Source organism: Nocardioides pini (assembly GCF_026712185.1).
In the GTDB taxonomy this organism is placed as follows: Bacteria; Actinomycetota; Actinomycetes; order Propionibacteriales; family Nocardioidaceae; genus Nocardioides; species Nocardioides pini.
The window spans coordinates 955,301-971,151 of record NZ_JAPPUX010000001.1 but is presented as its reverse complement, the minus strand read 5'-3'; the positions used below and the strand labels follow the sequence as shown (position 1 = coordinate 971,151).

The window sequence follows — 15,851 nt, the reverse complement described above, 5'->3', positions numbered from 1 at the left end:
CCGACCTCCGGGGTCGCCCGGCCTCGACGCACCGCCGGCTCCGACACCCCGTGAAGCCTCAGCCGCACTGCCCGGGCATCACCCCGAGCGCACGGTCCCTCGCCACATCGGCCAACGGCACGCGGGGAGCGACCAGGCGCGCGGCGGCGGGCCTTGGCATCACGGACGGCTCGGGCGCGTCTTCTTCGATCGGTGCGGCGGTGGTCGGGCCCGCGGCCGTTTCGGTGGGTTCGCCAGGGGTGGTCCGTTCGAGGAAGCGGAGCAGCTCGACCGGGAACGGCAGCACCAGCGTGGAGTTCCTCTCCGCGGCCACCTCGACCACCGTTTGCAGCAGTCGCAGCTGGAGCGCGGCCGGATGTTCGGCCATCACCTCACCGGCTTGTGCGAGCTGTTGCGAAGCCTGCAGCTCACCGTCCGCGGTGATGACCCGGGCGCGGCGTTCCCGTTCAGCCTCGGCTTGACGCGACATGGAGCGCTTCATCGACTCCGGGAGAGCGACGTCCTTCACCTCGACGCGCTCGATGTGCACACCCCATCCCTCCGCGGGGCTGTCGATCATCAGCTCCATCCCCTGGTTGAGCTGTTCACGGTCGCACAGCAAGTCGTCCAGGTCGCTCTTGCCGATGATGGAGCGCAGCGACGTCTGGGCGACCTGCCCGATCGCTGACAAGTAGTCCTGTACGTCCACCGCAGCCCGAATCGGATCCAGCACGCGGAAGTACACGACCGCGTCCACACGAACGGTCACGTTGTCGCGGGTGATGCCGTCCTGGGCAGGAACCGGCATCGTCACGATCTGCATGTTCACCTTCTGCAGTCGGTCGACGAACGGCACGATCAGCGTCAAGCCCGGACGCAGCGGCTCCCGCAGGACGCGTCCGAACCGGTAGACGACGCCGCGTTCGTACTGCTTGACCACGCGCACGCTCATGGCAAGCAGCGCCAGCACCGCTACGACGGGCACGAGAAGACTGATGAGAAAGGACATGGTGGACTCCTTTCAAGGGTCGAACACCGTGGTGTTCACCGTGTCTGCTGGCCCCGCGCAGAACGAGAGTCGTCATCGGCGAAGCTGACCCCGCCCTGGTTGCCGACGGCCGGCAACGGAGGCTGCCGGCCGTGTCGGCGTGGCACCCCGCTGCCACCGACGAAAGGCCGGGTACCGGCCCGGGGCGACCGTCACACGGTCGGATGGTTCGACAGGTCTGCCGCACGGTGCCGTTCTCCGGCAAGGAACGGGGACCATTGTCGGCCGGTGGGCAGCGATGACGTGCCCGGAACCGGCAGGCAAGGTAAAGCCATGGAGTGTCTCGCGTCATGACCGTGCTGCTCGGCGCCGGCGGGGCCGTCGTGGTGCTCGCCGTGCTGCTCAGCATCCGATGGGCTGTGCGGGCCGTCCGGGAATGGCGAGGCAGGCGCTTCGTAGTCTCGTCGGAGAGCTGGGATGCCGCGCTTCGTGCCCTGGCGTGCGCAAGTCCGGAGTACGCCTACTATTCGCCGGTTCCCGACCCCCGTCTGCTGACCGACGAAGAGCTGTGCCAGGCGTGGTGTGCCAGCTGTGAAGTGGCGCGCACCGCCGCATCGCCGCGGCGCCTCAGGGTCGTCGCGCAGGAGCGGCGTTCCTACCTCGACGAGCTCCAGAGGCGTCACCCGCTCGCTGTCGAGGCATGGCTCGCCGGACCGGCGACCGCCGACGGCGACCCGATGCCGTACCTGCGCCGGGGGTTCGGTGACCTGCACCAGGGGGATCGATGACCAAGCTCGACCGGCTCTACGACGACCAAGGGCAGAGCCCCTGGGTGGACAACCTCACGCGGTCGATGCTGCGCGACGGCACGCTCGACAGGCTCGTGGTCTCGGGTGTGCGCGGGGTGACGGCCAATCCCAGCATCGTGGCCACGGCGATCACCTCATCGAACGCCTACGACGACCAGCTCGCAGCCCTGATGGCTGCCGGCACAAGCATCGAGAACGCCTACTGGGAGATGGCGCTTACCGACGTCGCCACCGCGTTGGAGATCCTCGCGCCCACCTACCGGCACAGCGGCGGCAGTGACGGGTTCGTGTCGATCGAGGTCGCGCCCCATTGGGCACGCGCCACCGACGCCACCGTCACAGCAGCACGCGGCTTCCACGAACGCATCGACAAGCCGAACCTGCTCGTGAAGATCCCCGCCACGAGCGAGGGCGTGGAAGCGGTCGAAGAGATGATTGCCGAGGGACGCAGCATCAACGTCACGCTCCTTTTCTCCCTGTTGCGCTACGGCGAGATCCTCGACGCGTACCTCTCGGGCTTGGAGCGGTTCGCCCGCGGTGGCGGCGACCTGACGTCCGTGCACAGCGTGGCCTCGTTCTTCGTCAGCCGAGTCGACACGGTCGTCGACCGCCAGTTGGAAGAGATCGGCACACCAGCGGCGTTGGCGCTGCGCGGACAGGCAGCCATCGCGCAAGCCAAGGTCGCGTACCGGATGTTCCGCGAGGCCCACTCCGGTGCACGCTGGGGGCGCCTGGCCGAGCTGGGTGCCCGCGTGCAACGCCCCTTGTGGGCCTCGACCTCGACCAAGAACCCCCGCTACCCGGACACCGTCTATGTCGACAACCTCATCGGTCCCAACACCGTCACCACACTTCCGGAGACGACGCTCGACGCCTTCGAGGATCACGGCACCGTCGCCCGCACCCTCGACACGCGGATCGCCGACGCCGTCGCCACGCTCCAGGCCCTATCGCGGCTCGGCATCGAGCTGACCGCCGTCGGCCAGACGTTGGAAGATGATGGCGTCGCGGCATTCGCCACCTCGATGACGCGGGCGGTCGATGTTCTCGAAGCCAAGGCGGCCACCCCCGCCACCCGCTGAAGGGGACACGGAGACGGACGAGCTGGGTCGAGAGCTGCCGCGCGGCGCCAGGAGGCCCCGTTCTTACCGGCCTTCTGCTCGTCACATGGCGGCCGCACGCAGGCCTGATGCCGCACTGGCACGACCGTGTGCAGACAGGAATCTCTCCGGCGCGGGGAGGTCGAGGTTGCCGGCCGCGATCCACGTCCGAGAGGCGTCGCGACTGCGCTTGATGAGTTCGGCGGCATGCGCGAAGTTCGCCGCCGACACCGACAGCGGACACAACGGCGGCAGGACCTTGACCGTCGCCGCATCGGCGTACGCGGCCATCTCGTGAGCGAGCCGGTTTCTGGATGAGCGTGGTCAGAGCATGAAGGGCGACGCCAATCGCTGAGCGAGGCGCCCGTGGGAGGGCGCAAGCCGCTCCGGTAGGCAGGACGTAGATCGTCGTGGCACCGAGCGCCACCGCCTGACCGACCCCGCTTCGCCCTGACAAGACACCGTCCACCAGCAGCCGTCCGTGCCTGGTCACCGGCGGGAAGACCCCCGGGATGGCAGCGCTGGCCAGCACGCCATCGACCAATGAGCCGTCGGCGATGACTACCTCGGTGCCGCCGAGCAAGTCGGCAGCCAGCAGGTACAGCGGTAGCTCCGTGTCCTCGACGTTCTGCACGCCCGCGTGCGCCGCAACCAGGTCGCCCACGCGGTGAGCGGAGCTGACTGCCCGGCTGAGGCCGGCAGCGGCGCGAACCACCTGCCGAATGTCGACCGGGAAGACATCAACACGCCGAAGCTCGATCCAGATCGCTGCCAGTTCCTCGAGCGAGGCACTCGACATCCCGTGCGCGGCGACCCAAGCAGCGTTGAGCGCGCCGGCCGACGTGCCGACGAGCGCGTCAGGCACGATGGAGTTCTCAGCGAGCGCCTGCAGCATCCCCACTTCCACGGCCCCCAGGCTGCCGCCCCCAGCAAGCACGAACACGGTGGTCATGACGAGCCGGCCAGGACTCCAGGGGCCAGGACAACAGGGGCCAGGACAACAGGGGCCAGGACCCGAGTGGCCGGGAGGCGGGGGGCCGGCTCTTGAGTGCGCACCGTGCTTGCTCCGCGGTCAACTGGCCGCGCGTGCCTTGACGCAGCACTGACCCGGCTGCGGTTCCAGGAACGCGGCGACATGTGCGCAACCCAGGCCTTCGGCGACCCCTTGGACGAAGTCGCGGTTCAGGCCACAGACGAGGTCGGTGTGCTTCTTCGCCAGGGTGTCGAACGGGCAGTTGTTCAGCACGACGACATCGGCCTCGACCTGTGGCTCGTACCCCTGACCCTCCAGCACGCGGGCCATGGCTGCCAGCGGGTCACGGGGATCGACCCCGCTCGCAGCGCCACCGACGTCGCGTCCCTCCTCCAGCGCCACCTCGTGCAACGCTTCGCCCAACGGCGAACCCGCGGAGCTGCGCACGATCGCGGCGGCGAGGATGTCGCCGACCAGGTCGTAGCGGCGCGGCGGCAGCGACACCGCGAACTCGCGTTCGGCACGCCGGTAGAGCTTGCTCGGCCGCCCGGCGCCGGGTCCCGACTTCCCGCTCAGGCGCCGGTACTCCACCTCGAGCAGACCCTCGGCGACCAGCTTGTCGAGGTGGAAGTTCACGTTGTGCTGGGCGATGCCCAGAGCTGAGGCCGCTTGCTCGCGTCCGACCGCGTCCGACTGCGTGACGACGTAGTCGTACAACGCGCGACGGGTGTCGTCGGCCAGCGCTCCGATTCCTGCGTACTGCGAGCTCACGTCCATGCCCACAGTCTAAAACAGACTTCTCTTGACACAACAGACCGGCGGATCTACTTTCGAGGAAAGTTCTTTTTAGAGTCAGGAGGCTCCCATGACCACCACGACGTCCACCTCGTCGCCCTCCGCCACGCGGCTGGGCACCGAACGCGCGTACCTACTGCTGCGCACGGTCTTCACGATCGCGCCGATCGCCTTCGGGCTCGACAAGTTCTTCAACCTGCTCACCGACGACTGGGCCGTCTACCTGGCGCCGTGGGTCAACGACATCGTCCCGGGCACCGCACACCAGGCGATGCTCGCCGTGGGCGTCATCGAGATCGTCGCGGGACTCGTGGTTGCGATCGCCCCGCGGTTCGGCGGGCCTCTGGTCGCGGCGTGGCTGGCCGGCATCATTGTCAACCTCATCACCATGGGCGAGTACTACGACATCGCGCTGCGCGACTTCGGCCTGCTGGTTGCGGCGCTGGCGTTGACCCTGCTCGCCTGGGACCGCCCGCAGAACCGCGTACAGGCAGTCTCGTGAACGACGTCACCGTTGTGCCCAGTGCCCGGGTCGCACCCACACCGATCGCACCCGCCCGCGTCGCACACGCTCAGTTCCGCCCGCGTGTGACGCACGCGCGGCCGGAGGTCGACGCCACGGCGGCCGAAGCAGCGGCAGCCGACCTGCTGACGGCCTTGGGACTGGACCTGACCGACGAGAGCCTGGCCGACACGCCGCGGCGAATGGCGCAGGCGTTGATCGAGATGACCACCGGCTCGGACTTCGAGCTCACCACCTTCCCCAACGACGAGGGGTATGACGAGCTCGTCCTGGTCCGAGACATCCCGGTCCACTCACTGTGCGAGCACCACATGCTGCCGTTCGTCGGCGTCGCCCACGTCGGCTACCTGCCCGGCGGCCGCATCCTCGGGCTGTCGAAGTTCGCCCGCATGGTCGACCTCCACGCCCGCGAACCCCAGACGCAGGAGCGTCTGACCAAGCGCATCGCCGACCACTTCGAACGCAGCCTGCACCCCAAGGGCGTCGGCGTGGTCATCGAAGCCGAGCACACCTGCATGAGCCTGCGCGGCGCCAGAGCCGTGGGGACGCGCACCGTCACCTCGACGCTGTTCGGTCACCTCCGCGACGACCCGCGCAGCCGCGCCGAATTCCTCGCCCTGACAAGGAGCACGCCATGAACATCGTCATCGTCGGTGGCGGCCTCACAGGCGCACACGCCGTCGAGGAGCTGCGCAAGCAAGGCTACGACGACGACATCACCCTCGTCGCTGCCGAACGCCATCTCCCCTACGACCGCCCGCCGCTGTCGAAGGACTTCCTCCTCGGCCAAGCCGAGATCGACTCGGTCTACCTGCATGACGCCCGGTGGTACGCCGACCACAACGTCGACCTGCACCTGGGAACGCCGGTCACCGAGCTCGACCTGGACCGCAGCCGCGTCACCGTCGCCGGCGAGTCCGTCCCCTACGACCGGCTCCTCCTCGCGACCGGCTCGACACCGCGCCGACTCCCCCTCGTGGACACGTCAGGACTCCAGGTCACCTACCTGCGCACCATCGACGACGCCCTCACCCTCAAGACCCGGCTGTCGGGACACGTCCTCATCCTGGGCGGCGGCTGGATCGGTCTCGAAGTCGCCGCCGCAGCGCGGCAATCCGGCGCCACGGTGACCCTGGTCGAGCGCTCACCGCTCCCCCTCCTCGGCGTGCTCGGGTCCGAGCTCGGCCGCCTGTTCGCCGACCTGCACCGCCAGCACGGCGTCGACCTACGGCTGGGCACCACCGCGGAGTCCATCCGCGGATACGAGGTCGTGCTGTCCGACGGGCACCGCCTCGTCCCCGACACCGTCGTGGTCGCCATCGGCGCCTCCCCGGTCACCGACGTGGCCGCCCGCGCCGGGCTCGAAGTCGACAACGGCGTACTCGTCGACGCCCGCCTACGCACGCGCGACCCCCACGTCTACGCCGCCGGCGACGTGGCCAACCACGACCACCCAACCATCGGCCGTCTCCGCGTCGAGCACTGGAACAACGCCATCGCGCAAGGCCAGCACGCCTCCCGCGTCATGCTCGGCAGCGACGACCCGTACACGAGGCACCCGTACTTCTTCACCGACCAGTACGACCTCGGCATGGAGTTCGTCGGCACCACCACCGGCCACGACAGGCTGCTGATCCGCGGCAGCGTCGAGGAGCGGGTGGTCACCGCCTTCTGGCTTCGCCGCGGCACCGTCATCGCCGGCATGCACATCAACGACTGGGATGCCATCGAGCCCATCAGGCGCATCGTCGGCCAGCAGGCCACCACGCAGCTGTTCGACCCCGACGTCGAGCTCGCGCGCGCCTGATGACGTGCGCGCGGACCGGGCGCGAGTCGTTGGCTGCCGGAGGCTTTCGTGCGTGCTTCACCCAGGGTGGGCCACGGGTGACGGCTTCTCCGGCCCGGCGTGCTCCTGCACTGCCGGGCCGGCGAAGCCGCTAGCAAGCGCGAGAGCCGAAGACCCTGCGCGTCAACCCGGTCAGCTGTAGCGACGTCGGGCGCAGTCGGTGCACTGGGTGGCCCACGGGAGTGCTTCGATGCGTTCGGCGGTGACCTCGCCGCGGCAGTCGACACAGACGCCGTGCTTGCCCTCACGCAACCTGTGACGGGCGAGTCGGATCTCGCCGAGGATGCGTCTCACCGATTCCTTGTACGCGATGGCGACCGGGTCGTGGGTGGCGTCGTGGAGAGAAGACACCTGATCCTCTCGCCTGGATTCGAGCTCCGCCAAGGTCGCGTCCAGCTCGGCGATGTCCGCCGCCGTCGAACGCCCGGCTGCCGGCGTAGGCCCCAGGTCGTGCCGGAGCGGCGCATCCTCGGTGTTGGGCCTGTGCTCAGGCGGAGTGGAGTCAGGTACGGGGGTGGCCAGCTTGTACTGGTAGGTGTGGGTGCGCATGCGCTCGTCCTTTGCGAAGTCGTCAGGGCGCAGGGAACGTCACCCGGGCAGACGGGCGCGGTCTGTCAGCGCGCACTGCCGGGTGAGAGCCTGCGGTGCCAGCGATCGTCGTACCGGCTGGCGAGTGTGGTCGAGGATCAGGCTGCGATGGGCGGCGCACGGTCGACGCTGCGTCGCAGCACGTCGAGACCCCGGACCCCGCGCGCTTCTTCGCTCAGCATCAGCGCCGCGAGGGCGGCACCGGAGGGCACGTGCGCCGGAACCGCGTACGCGGCACGCGTCGTGCACACGCAACCGTGGAACATGCCGTCGCTGAACCGGACGTCCACTCGACCTTCACTCCCCGGACACGCCTGTCGACCTCGCTCGAGGTTGATGACTCGGACCATAGGCAAGTCCTCGACGGAATGCCAGCCGACCCGACATCCTCGCCACGAGACGGGTTCCCGAGGACCGAAGCTGCGTTCGTCGGGGCACCTCGCGTCAGACGTAGAGGTGGCTGCCGATCACGGCGCGTGGCTGCCTTGCCGGGCTCGGGTGGGTGATGAGGATCCGGTTGCCATCGGGGTCGCGTGCGGACAGGAAGGAGACTCCGCCGCTGGTGCGGGTCTCAGTTCGTCCCCCACGGTCTTGGAGGGCTCGATCCAACCGTCGCAGCTCCTTGTCGCTGTCCGCTGCCCAAATGAGGCCCTGAAGCCCAATTCCACCGGAGGGGTGCTCGGCGCGTGTTCCCCGCGCGATCAGGTAGAGCTGAAAGCCGTCCGGGTCGAGCAACAGGGCCGAGTCACCGGTGTGGATCGTGGCCCGGCACAGCAAGACATCCCGGTAGAACTCGATCGAACGCTCCAGTTGGCAGACGAAGAGGATCGCCGATGCCACCCGCGTTGCCCGGCATTCAAGACCTTCACCGCTCATTGGGGGTTCCTACTTTCACTCCGTCTCACCTCGTATTCGGCGCGCCACTCGACCGATCACCTCTCAGAGCCCGCGCACCAGGTCGAACCGTCGGTTGCCTGCGTCACGGCTCGCTTTTCCACTCGGTCCGTCGTGGCACGACGTTCGGGCCCCGCCGGCCCGTTCTGACCAGCGTGCCGAGTACCGGGCGGGACTTCACCAGCCGACCCCGGCCGACTCACTGACTCGACCGTTGCCGACGTTCAGCAACTCGACCTGCTTCTTCGGCCGGGATCTCGATCCGGCCAGCCAACCCGGGACCGAGTTCGGCCGTGGTGCGCGAGGCGTGGCGGCGACACCTGGCGCGTCGCAGCCTCGACATTGGTCAGGCACGCCTGGTGTACCGCGCGCTTCGCGACAACCTGCCGCGCACAGTCGGTGAGAGCCAGCGGCTGCGAGGAGCCTCGATGGTCAACGCTGGCGTCCTCGACCGCACGCCCTCGGGAGGACTCACCCTCTCCGCAAGGGCGGACTACTCCTTGCCTGACTGACATGGTCAAGGTCTCGCACGCCGGCCAGTGCAAAGGGCCTGGCGCAAACCGGCCAGTAGGTCACAGCCGCATAACCATCGCGTGACGCTTGGTCACGGTCGAGCGTAGACGCGGTTGAGACGACGACACCGGTCTTGCAGGGTGGAAGGACAGCCAACCCAAGGAGTCGAGTCACCCATGCTCACGCTCACCAAGAAGGCCCACGAAGCCGTTGCTGCGATCTCCCGCCCCACCGCGCCCTCGCACCTGCCCGGCCTACGCATCTGCCGTCGACCTGACCGGCCGACGTTCGCCGTCAACCGCGTCGTGTCCCCACACGAGTCCGACCTCGTCGTCGAACACGCCGGCGCCCGCGTGTTCCTGGGCCCCATCGCCGCCTTGAGGTTCAGCGACAGCGTCCTCGACGTGCGCACCGACGACCTCGGCCGCCTGCAGTTCGTCGTACGCGCCGCCGCCTGACCGGCGAACCACACAGCCGGGGCCGTTTCACGACTGCCCACCGACTGCTCTACGGCCGCGCCGCACCCGCACCCAGCCACCGCCGTTCCAAGGGGAATGACGGACGACTGCCTTCACGGGTGGGCTCAGCGCACCCAAAACCCGTCCCGCGCCGCCGCATACGCCCACCAGCGCGCCTGACACGAGAGGCGAAACACGTGCCCAGCCCCGAAAAGACACACCGCCCAACACCCGAACGAATCGGCCGGAACAGTCGGCTGCTTCACCGAACAGGTGGGCCCAGGGAACGGAGACAGTGGCACATGGTGGCGCTGCTGGCGTTGTGCGTGCTCTTCGCGGGCGTCTTGTCATCGTGCGGACAAGAGATCCCCGAAGGTGAGGCCGGTGCGGCGCCGTTGAGCGAGCGGGCTGAGAACGACGTCCCCTTGAACCCTCCGACGTTGCGGTTCCACGTGTCCGCGAACGGGCAGGTGGATGCCTCGCCCGACCTGGAGGCCGAAGCCGGGGAGGTCGTCGCGATGGTGCTGGAGAACGAGAGCGACACCCGCTACGAGCTGCGCCTGGTGAACCCCGACGGCGGTCAGGTCTTTGCCGTTGAGGCGCCCGCTGGTGGGCGTGGCGATGGTCGGGCGATGCCCCGCGAAGTAGGGGCTCACGTGGCCGTGGTGCACCCGGTGGCCGACCCTGAAGCTGGCGAAGAGTTCACCGTCGAGGTGTCGGAGACATAGGAGTGAAGCGAGATGCGATCCGGGGCGTGTCGCGATCTGGGCTTCACAGACGTTCCGACATTTGCGGCGGTCGTCCGGCGTGGATAGGCACGGCCATCCTCTCGGCGGCGCTGGCATCCGGGTGTTCGGTGGATGCGGCGCCTCTCCCCGCCCTGGACCCCGGCGCGTACACCCCAGCCATCGGCACGAACGCCCGCACCGAGCAGGTCGACGCGGTCGGGTTCGCGGTCGTGCTTGACGGCGACGGGAACGGTCGCGTCGTCGGCACGCTGAAGAACACTGAGAACCAGCCGCATGCGCTCACCGGCGCTGCCATCAAGAGCGACGACACTCCCGTGCGAACCGCCCTGCTCGCCGACGTCATCCGGCTACCACCCCGCACGTCGGTCGCCTTGACCGACGCCCCACCTATTTCCGTGCCAGCGGCCAACCTGTCTGTGGGCGGTTTTGTCGAGCTGACATTGGACGTCACCGACGCTCAGCTGGTGCACATGCTCGTACCGGTGGAAGCCCAGAAGGGTCCGTACGCCGACGTCGACGTGCCGACCCGTGCCTGATGGACGTTCCGCGACGATGCTCGCCAACCGGCAGCGGACCCTGTGACTCTTCAACATGCACCTAGACGTCGCCCGCACGGACACGACGTCGCAGTCGTGCTCTGACGCGTTGTTGACGCTCGACCTGGTCGGACAAGCAACGCGGTCCCTGCGGAGTGCAACCCAAGAAACCGCTCGCGGGAGCGCGCTCGGAACCCCTCGTCAGCCTCGGTGTGGGCGTACGGCGAGGCCGCCAGCGCAAAGCACGCAGAAGAGTCCACAGACCACCTCGACCGCCACCGTGGCAGTTCTGGCGTGGTCAGCGAACGCACCGTTGACGGTGAGCAGGCTGCCGGCCACCACTGTCGCGACCACCGACACGGTATGCGGTTGTGGGGCACCTCCTTCGAGGATTCGCATGCCGGCCAACCCGATGACGATGGCGCATCCCAGAGCTCGGGTGGCGTTGGACTGGCCGGGCAGCTCGAGCGGGTAGAGCTCCCACTGGCTGACCATCAGGATGATCGTGACCATCATCAGGGCGCCGCCGATGGGGCGAATCGGGACGCGAAGTGGCGCCGCGGCGGCGGCGCGTTCGAGGCGGCGGCGTCGGCGATCGACGTGTCGGGAGGTCGCGACTGCCCGTGGGTTGGTCACCCTGTCGCCGGGGGCTACGCCTTGTCGGTCTTGGCCGTGGATCAGGTGCGCGAGTTCGGAGCGCACACCACCGCTGCTCGTGTCGCGCATGATGCCCCCGCGAAGCGCGGCGGCTACTCCGACGACCAGCACCGCTGCTCCGCTCCCTGTCCACGTCCACGACGTCATGACGCCGCCGACGGTGGCGATGCTGCAGCCGATGATGGCGGCGAGGGTCCCGCCCCACACCAGTCGTGGTCGCACCCGCCGGCTCGACGGGTCGCGTTGTACGCGTCGCCCGTTGTGCTCGCTCATGGCGCGACGATGAGGGCTTGGGGTGCGGCCTGCTTCATCCGGGTGTTGAGCCACGTGAGCTGGCGCGACGTCTGGTCACCTGCGTGCTGGGCGACCTCGAGGAGGTCGCGGTCGCGCAGTCCCTGGGCTCCCTGGGCGATCACGGTCCACGTCGTCTGCACCAGCGTCGCGAGGACGTGGAGGTCCTGGAGGTCGCGCAGCAGCCCAACCTCGCCCTTGCGGGTCTCGGCGAGGCCGGCAGCGTGGAGCCGTTCCGGCTCGTCGACGTCGTCGGCCTCACCGTACCGCTGGATGATCGGCGCGAGTGCCTCCCGGTTGTCCTCCGACCACTCCGCGAACATCTGGCAGATGTGGAAGACGTCCGCGACGTGGGCATGTCCCTCGGCGGCGGCGCGGAAGGAGTCCGCCAGGGTCTTTTCGCTGTGGTCGGCCAAGCCGATGTAGGTCGTCAGGTGCGGCATCAGCGGTCTCCTTCCGCAAAAGAGGACGTCGAAGCCCGCTCCGGCGGCTGGGAGGGGTCGAGGAGGTAGTACGGGGTGGCGGGTGGCTGCGTGCTGGTGGTGGGTTTGCCGCCTTGTGTCGCCCGGGGGCGGCGTTGGGGCGCTGGAGGCGGGCGGTCGGTGTCGGGCGCGGACGCGGTGGTCGTCGGTGCCGGGGACGGTCCGTCGCCGGCCCGGAGCCGGGTGACCTGGCAGGCGGCGGTCTTGAAGGTGGGCTGCTTTGAGACGGGGTCCCACACGGTCATGGTGAGCTCGTTGGCCAGCCTGCGGTTGGCGTCGTCATGGCCTCCGCCGAGGTCGGCGCCGGGCTCCCAGTGGCCGTAGTGGAAGGGCGCGAACACCGCGCCGGCCATGACGTTGCCGACCCGGGCACGGACCTCGATCGCGCCGCGCGGCGAGGCCACGCGCACCCAGTCGCCCTCCTCGATCCCGCGCGCGGCGGCGTCCGCCGCGGAGAGCTCGACCCACGCGTCGGGCGCCGCGCGGTTGAGGTCGCCGGAGCGGCCGGTCTTGGTGCGGGTGTGGAAGTGGTAGACGGTGCGACCGGTCGTGTAGAGCAGGGGGAAGTTCTCCGACGGCTCCTCGTGCGCGGGCGTGTACGCCGCGCCCTTCAGGAACGCGCGGCCCGCGGGGTTCATCGCCCGGTGCTCGGTCTCGGTCACGGTCCCGCCGGTGGCGAGGTCGTGGCCGTAGGTCTCGCAGTAGTCGGTGTCGGTGGGGAAGACGGCGTCGGCGTAGAGCCGGTCGGTGCCGTCGGGATGCTCCTCGTTGACCGGCCACGGGATGCCGCTCAGCCCGCGCAGCTTGTCGTACGACAGGCCCGTGTAGTCGACCGGCCGCCCGGCGGTGACCGCGGCCCAGGCGTCGAAGGCCTCCTCGGGGGTGCGCCACCCGATCAGCGGCTGCCCGGAGCTGTTCGTGAAGCCCATCGCGTCGGCGTACATCAGGAAGATGTCGAGGTCGCTGCGTGCCTCTCCAGGTGGTTCGACGGCCTTCTCGGACAGGTGGACGGTCCGGTTGACGTTGGTGAAGCAGCCGGTCTTCTCGCCCCACCCGGCTGCGGGCAGGACGACGTCCGCGAGCTCGGCGGTCTCGGTGAGGAAGAGGTCCTGGACGATGACGAAGCACTGGTCGCCGTCGAGGATCCTGCGGATCCGTGCCGACTCCGGCATGGACACTGCGGGGTTGGTCGCGGAGATCCACAGCAGCCCGATCGAGCCGGCCTCGGCGTAGGAGAAGATCTGCATCGCGTGGGTCGGGGGAGCCCAGTGCGGGATCGTCATCACGTCGACGTCCCAGGCGTCGGCGAGCTGCTGGACGTGGGTCGGGTTGTCCCAGTTCCGGAAGCCCGGGAGGTCGCCGTCGGCGCCGCACTCGCGGTTGTTCTGCGCGGTGGGCTGGCCGTTCATCTGCAGGATGCCGGCTCCCGGGCGCCCGATCATGCCGCGCAGCAGGTGCAGGTTGTGCACCGCTACGGAGGCCGCGGTGGCCTGGTGGGACTGGTAGAACCCCTGCAGCACCGTGGACAGCACACCCTCGCTCTCACCGAAGATACGCGCCGCACGACGTACGTCGTCGGCGTCGACGCCACAGACGTCGGCGACCTTCTCGGGAGTCCACTCCTCGACCGTCGAGCGGAGTTCGTCGACGCCGAGGGTGCGGGCGGCGACCCAGTCGTCGTCGACCCAGCCGTGCTCGAACAGCTCGCGGGTCAGGCCGTTCATCAGCGCGAGGTTGGTGCCGACACGCGGCGCGAGGTGCACGCCACCCGTCCGCTCGGCCTCGAGCGCCACGAGTGTGCGCCGCGGGTCGACGCAGACGATCCTCGGCGGGTCGTCGCCCCGGGTGCGGTCGAGGATCCGCATCCACAGCACTGTTTGGGTCTCGGGCATGTTGTGGCCGTAGAGGAAGATCGCGTCGCAGTGCTCGATGTCGGTGTACGAGCCCGGCTGCCCGTCCGCGCCGAACGACTCCTTGAACGCCGCAGCGCTCGTGGCCGTGCACAGCCGGGTGTTGCCGTCCATGTGCGGGGTGCCGAGTCCGGCCTTCCCGATCACCGCCAGCGTGTAGTACTCCTCCAGGAAGAGCTGACCCGACGTGTAGAAGCCGTGGCTCAACGGGCCCTTCTCGTCCAGCAGCGCACGCGACTTCTCCACGATGCGGCCCATCGCGGTGTCCCAGTCCGTCTCGACCAGCCGACCGCCCTCCCGCACCAGCGGGCGCGTCAGCCGGTCACCGGCACTCGCCCAACGCGTCGACCCGTACAACCCCTTCGGCCCGAGCCGGCCGTGATTGACCACGTCGGTGGCGCGACCACGCACGCCGACCATCCGCCCGTCCTTGACCGCGATGTCCATCCCGCAGCCGTTGCTGCACAACAGGCACGCCGACTGCACCCACGACTCGACATCCCGCTCCTCGGTCCCCGGATCGAGGTACTGGTCCACGCGGGCGGGCCACACCGTCCCCTTGGCGTGCGGCGTGCGGAGCCCGTAGATGTCGGCGATCCGGTCGGTCACTGCTCCTCCTGATCGTGAAGTCGTGCGCCGCTCCGGCGCCCAGTACATGCGCAAGCGCATAGACTCTCAGTCGAGCACCGACACCAAACCTGAGACAGACCCAGAGGGGTGAGGCGTGAGCCCGAAGGCGAAGAGCACCTCCCAGCCGGCCGCCGAGGCCGACCTACGCGCTGCGCAGGCGCTGCTCGACCTCAGCCGTGTGCTGATGGGCATCACCCTGCGGGCCGTGGCCGCCGCACCGGTTGCCCTGACCGTCCCGCAGCACCGGGTCCTCCTGACGATCGCAGCCGACGGCCCGCGACGCGTCGGCACCCTGGCCGACGACCTCGGCGTGAACCAGTCCAACGCCAGCCGGATCGTCGACCGCCTCGTCAGCCGAGGGCTCGTGCACCGCACGCGAGACCGTGAGGACGGACGCGCCTTTTTCGTCGATCTGACACGCGAGGGGCACGACGTGCTCGACGCCGTGGGTGAGCACCGCCTGGCGGCGCTGCTCGATGTCGTCGCGAGGGTGCCTGAGGACGCCACCGGTCTTGCCGTTGCGCTCGAGCAGCTCAGTGCCGCGACCGAGCAGGGTGGGGTCGGCGAGGACGACCATGCCCAGCATCACGGCGAGCCTTCGCCCGCTGGGGGACGCTCGCGTCCACCGCGATCCCCACGAGGGCGCCCAGCGCCGTGAGCCCGGCATAGCCGAGCGCGTAGTGCCATGGGTGCGCGTCTCCGACCAGCAGGACGAACAGGGCAGTGACGGGGACCCAGCTCGACCGTCGTCCGAGCCGGTGCCACGACCCGACGGCGACCCCGACGCCGGCGGCCAGCACGAGTGCGGCCAGCTGGGGAAGGGGTGGCGTCTGCGCGAGTAGAGCAACCCCGGCGCCGAGCCCGATTGCCGTGAGGGCCTGCACGGTGTCGCGCACGGACCGCGCGAGCGTGGCGGAGGTGGCGATGACGGCCCCCAGTGGCGCGTAGTAGGGGTAGTCGTTTGCCACGCCGCCCAGCGGATGGACGACCACCCACGCCAGCCCCGCTGCCAGGGACGCCTTGAACGACAACACGAGCGTCGGGTGCCGGCGGAACCAGGCGACCGCAGCACTGCGTATTTGAATGCGGTTGCGCATGTAGTTCATGGTAGACGGGTACGTCCCGAGGAC

The 15,851-nt window shown here is 69.2% G+C and carries 18 protein-coding genes and 2 pseudogenes; 9 read left to right on the top strand and 11 right to left on the bottom strand.

Features of this window, described 5'->3' with window-relative positions; all coding sequences use genetic code 11:
• Nucleotides 1-58 precede the first annotated feature (58 nt).
• Nucleotides 59-988 (bottom strand): slipin family protein, encoded by a 930-nt coding sequence (locus NYO98_RS04655; RefSeq protein ID WP_268110358.1) that lies wholly within the window; start codon nt 986-988, stop codon nt 59-61.
• A gap of 329 nt (nt 989-1,317) precedes the next feature.
• Here NYO98_RS04655 and NYO98_RS04650 point away from each other — a divergent pair, with 329 nt between their 5' ends.
• Together NYO98_RS04650 and tal are read left to right on the top strand one after the other, a co-directional pair.
• Complete coding sequence (locus tag NYO98_RS04650) at nt 1,318-1,755, top strand: hypothetical protein (protein ID WP_268110357.1); 438 nt, start codon at nt 1,318-1,320, stop codon at nt 1,753-1,755.
• Nucleotides 1,752-2,858 carry a transaldolase gene (gene tal / locus NYO98_RS04645; RefSeq protein WP_268110356.1) on the top strand — a complete coding sequence of 369 codons (1,107 nt, stop codon included), beginning with the start codon at nt 1,752-1,754 and terminating at the stop codon, nt 2,856-2,858. The genes NYO98_RS04650 and tal overlap by 4 nt, the downstream gene beginning before the upstream one ends.
• A gap of 81 nt (nt 2,859-2,939) precedes the next feature.
• Here the strand turns inward: tal and NYO98_RS04640 are convergent, their stop codons facing one another.
• From NYO98_RS04640 to NYO98_RS04635, 3 genes and pseudogenes are all read right to left on the bottom strand, one after another.
• Nucleotides 2,940-3,167 (bottom strand): hypothetical protein, encoded by a 228-nt coding sequence (locus tag NYO98_RS04640; protein ID WP_268110355.1) that lies wholly within the window; start codon nt 3,165-3,167, stop codon nt 2,940-2,942.
• A 214-nt stretch (nt 3,168-3,381) separates the two neighbouring features.
• Nucleotides 3,382-3,771: pseudogene (locus tag NYO98_RS21885) on the bottom strand (patatin-like phospholipase family protein); the annotation flags it as partial.
• A gap of 177 nt (nt 3,772-3,948) precedes the next feature.
• Nucleotides 3,949-4,626, bottom strand: coding sequence for a helix-turn-helix transcriptional regulator (locus NYO98_RS04635; RefSeq protein WP_268110354.1), 678 nt, complete (start codon nt 4,624-4,626; stop codon nt 3,949-3,951).
• A gap of 88 nt (nt 4,627-4,714) precedes the next feature.
• Between NYO98_RS04635 and NYO98_RS04630 the strand changes: the two genes are divergently transcribed.
• The 3 genes from NYO98_RS04630 (at nt 4,715) to NYO98_RS04620 (ending at nt 6,974) form a co-directional block, all read left to right on the top strand.
• The gene (locus NYO98_RS04630) at nt 4,715-5,146 is read left to right on the top strand and encodes a hypothetical protein (RefSeq protein ID WP_268110353.1); all 432 of its coding nucleotides are present in this window, start codon (nt 4,715-4,717) and stop codon (nt 5,144-5,146) included.
• 86 nt (nt 5,147-5,232) lie between these two features.
• Complete coding sequence (folE, locus tag NYO98_RS04625; RefSeq protein ID WP_268110687.1) at nt 5,233-5,805, top strand: GTP cyclohydrolase I FolE; 573 nt, start codon at nt 5,233-5,235, stop codon at nt 5,803-5,805.
• Nucleotides 5,802-6,974, top strand: coding sequence for an NAD(P)/FAD-dependent oxidoreductase (locus tag NYO98_RS04620; RefSeq protein ID WP_268110352.1), 1,173 nt, complete (start codon nt 5,802-5,804; stop codon nt 6,972-6,974). Before folE ends, NYO98_RS04620 begins: the two co-directional genes overlap by 4 nt.
• 171 nt (nt 6,975-7,145) lie before the next feature.
• Here the strand turns inward: NYO98_RS04620 and NYO98_RS04615 are convergent, their stop codons facing one another.
• The 3 genes from NYO98_RS04615 to NYO98_RS04605 form a co-directional block, all read right to left on the bottom strand.
• Nucleotides 7,146-7,562, bottom strand: a complete 417-nt coding sequence (locus NYO98_RS04615) for a TraR/DksA family transcriptional regulator (RefSeq protein ID WP_268110351.1) — start codon at nt 7,560-7,562, stop codon at nt 7,146-7,148.
• Nucleotides 7,563-7,699: 137 nt separating this feature from the next.
• A complete protein-coding gene (locus tag NYO98_RS04610) occupies nt 7,700-7,891 on the bottom strand; it encodes a hypothetical protein (protein WP_268110350.1) in 192 nt (63 codons plus the stop codon).
• 154 nt (nt 7,892-8,045) lie between these two features.
• Complete coding sequence (locus NYO98_RS04605) at nt 8,046-8,477, bottom strand: VOC family protein (protein WP_268110349.1); 432 nt, start codon at nt 8,475-8,477, stop codon at nt 8,046-8,048.
• 707 nt (nt 8,478-9,184) lie between these two features.
• On the opposite strand from NYO98_RS04605, the gene NYO98_RS04600 reads away from it, so the two are divergent.
• The 3 genes from NYO98_RS04600 (at nt 9,185) to NYO98_RS04590 (ending at nt 10,751) form a co-directional block, all read left to right on the top strand.
• A complete protein-coding gene (locus NYO98_RS04600; protein ID WP_268110348.1) occupies nt 9,185-9,466 on the top strand; it encodes a hypothetical protein in 282 nt (93 codons plus the stop codon).
• Nucleotides 9,467-9,768: 302 nt separating this feature from the next.
• On the top strand, nt 9,769-10,194 hold the full coding sequence (locus NYO98_RS04595) for a hypothetical protein (protein WP_268110347.1): 426 nt from the start codon (nt 9,769-9,771) through the stop codon (nt 10,192-10,194).
• Nucleotides 10,195-10,322: 128 nt separating this feature from the next.
• Nucleotides 10,323-10,751: a hypothetical protein gene (locus NYO98_RS04590; protein ID WP_268110346.1), complete on the top strand. Its 429-nt coding sequence runs from the start codon at nt 10,323-10,325 to the stop codon at nt 10,749-10,751.
• Between the two features lie 201 nt (nt 10,752-10,952).
• Here the strand turns inward: NYO98_RS04590 and NYO98_RS04585 are convergent, their stop codons facing one another.
• Genes NYO98_RS04585 through NYO98_RS04575 form a run of 3 tightly spaced genes read right to left on the bottom strand, consistent with a single transcriptional unit; the run spans nt 10,953 to nt 14,700 of the window.
• On the bottom strand, nt 10,953-11,681 hold the full coding sequence (locus NYO98_RS04585) for a hypothetical protein (protein ID WP_268110345.1): 729 nt from the start codon (nt 11,679-11,681) through the stop codon (nt 10,953-10,955).
• Entirely contained in the window at nt 11,678-12,142 is a 465-nt protein-coding gene (locus NYO98_RS04580; RefSeq protein WP_268110344.1) for a hypothetical protein, read from the bottom strand. Before NYO98_RS04580 ends, NYO98_RS04585 begins: the two co-directional genes overlap by 4 nt.
• Nucleotides 12,142-14,700, bottom strand: coding sequence for a molybdopterin oxidoreductase family protein (locus NYO98_RS04575; RefSeq protein ID WP_268110343.1), 2,559 nt, complete (start codon nt 14,698-14,700; stop codon nt 12,142-12,144). The genes NYO98_RS04580 and NYO98_RS04575 overlap by 1 nt, the downstream gene beginning before the upstream one ends.
• A gap of 205 nt (nt 14,701-14,905) precedes the next feature.
• Between NYO98_RS04575 and NYO98_RS21880 the strand changes: the two are divergent.
• Nucleotides 14,906-15,106: pseudogene (locus NYO98_RS21880) on the top strand (MarR family winged helix-turn-helix transcriptional regulator); the annotation flags it as partial.
• 148 nt (nt 15,107-15,254) lie between these two features.
• Here NYO98_RS21880 and NYO98_RS04565 read toward each other — a convergent pair.
• Nucleotides 15,255-15,827: an FUSC family protein gene (locus tag NYO98_RS04565; protein ID WP_268110341.1), complete on the bottom strand. Its 573-nt coding sequence runs from the start codon at nt 15,825-15,827 to the stop codon at nt 15,255-15,257.
• Between the last annotated feature and the right edge of the window lie 24 nt (nt 15,828-15,851).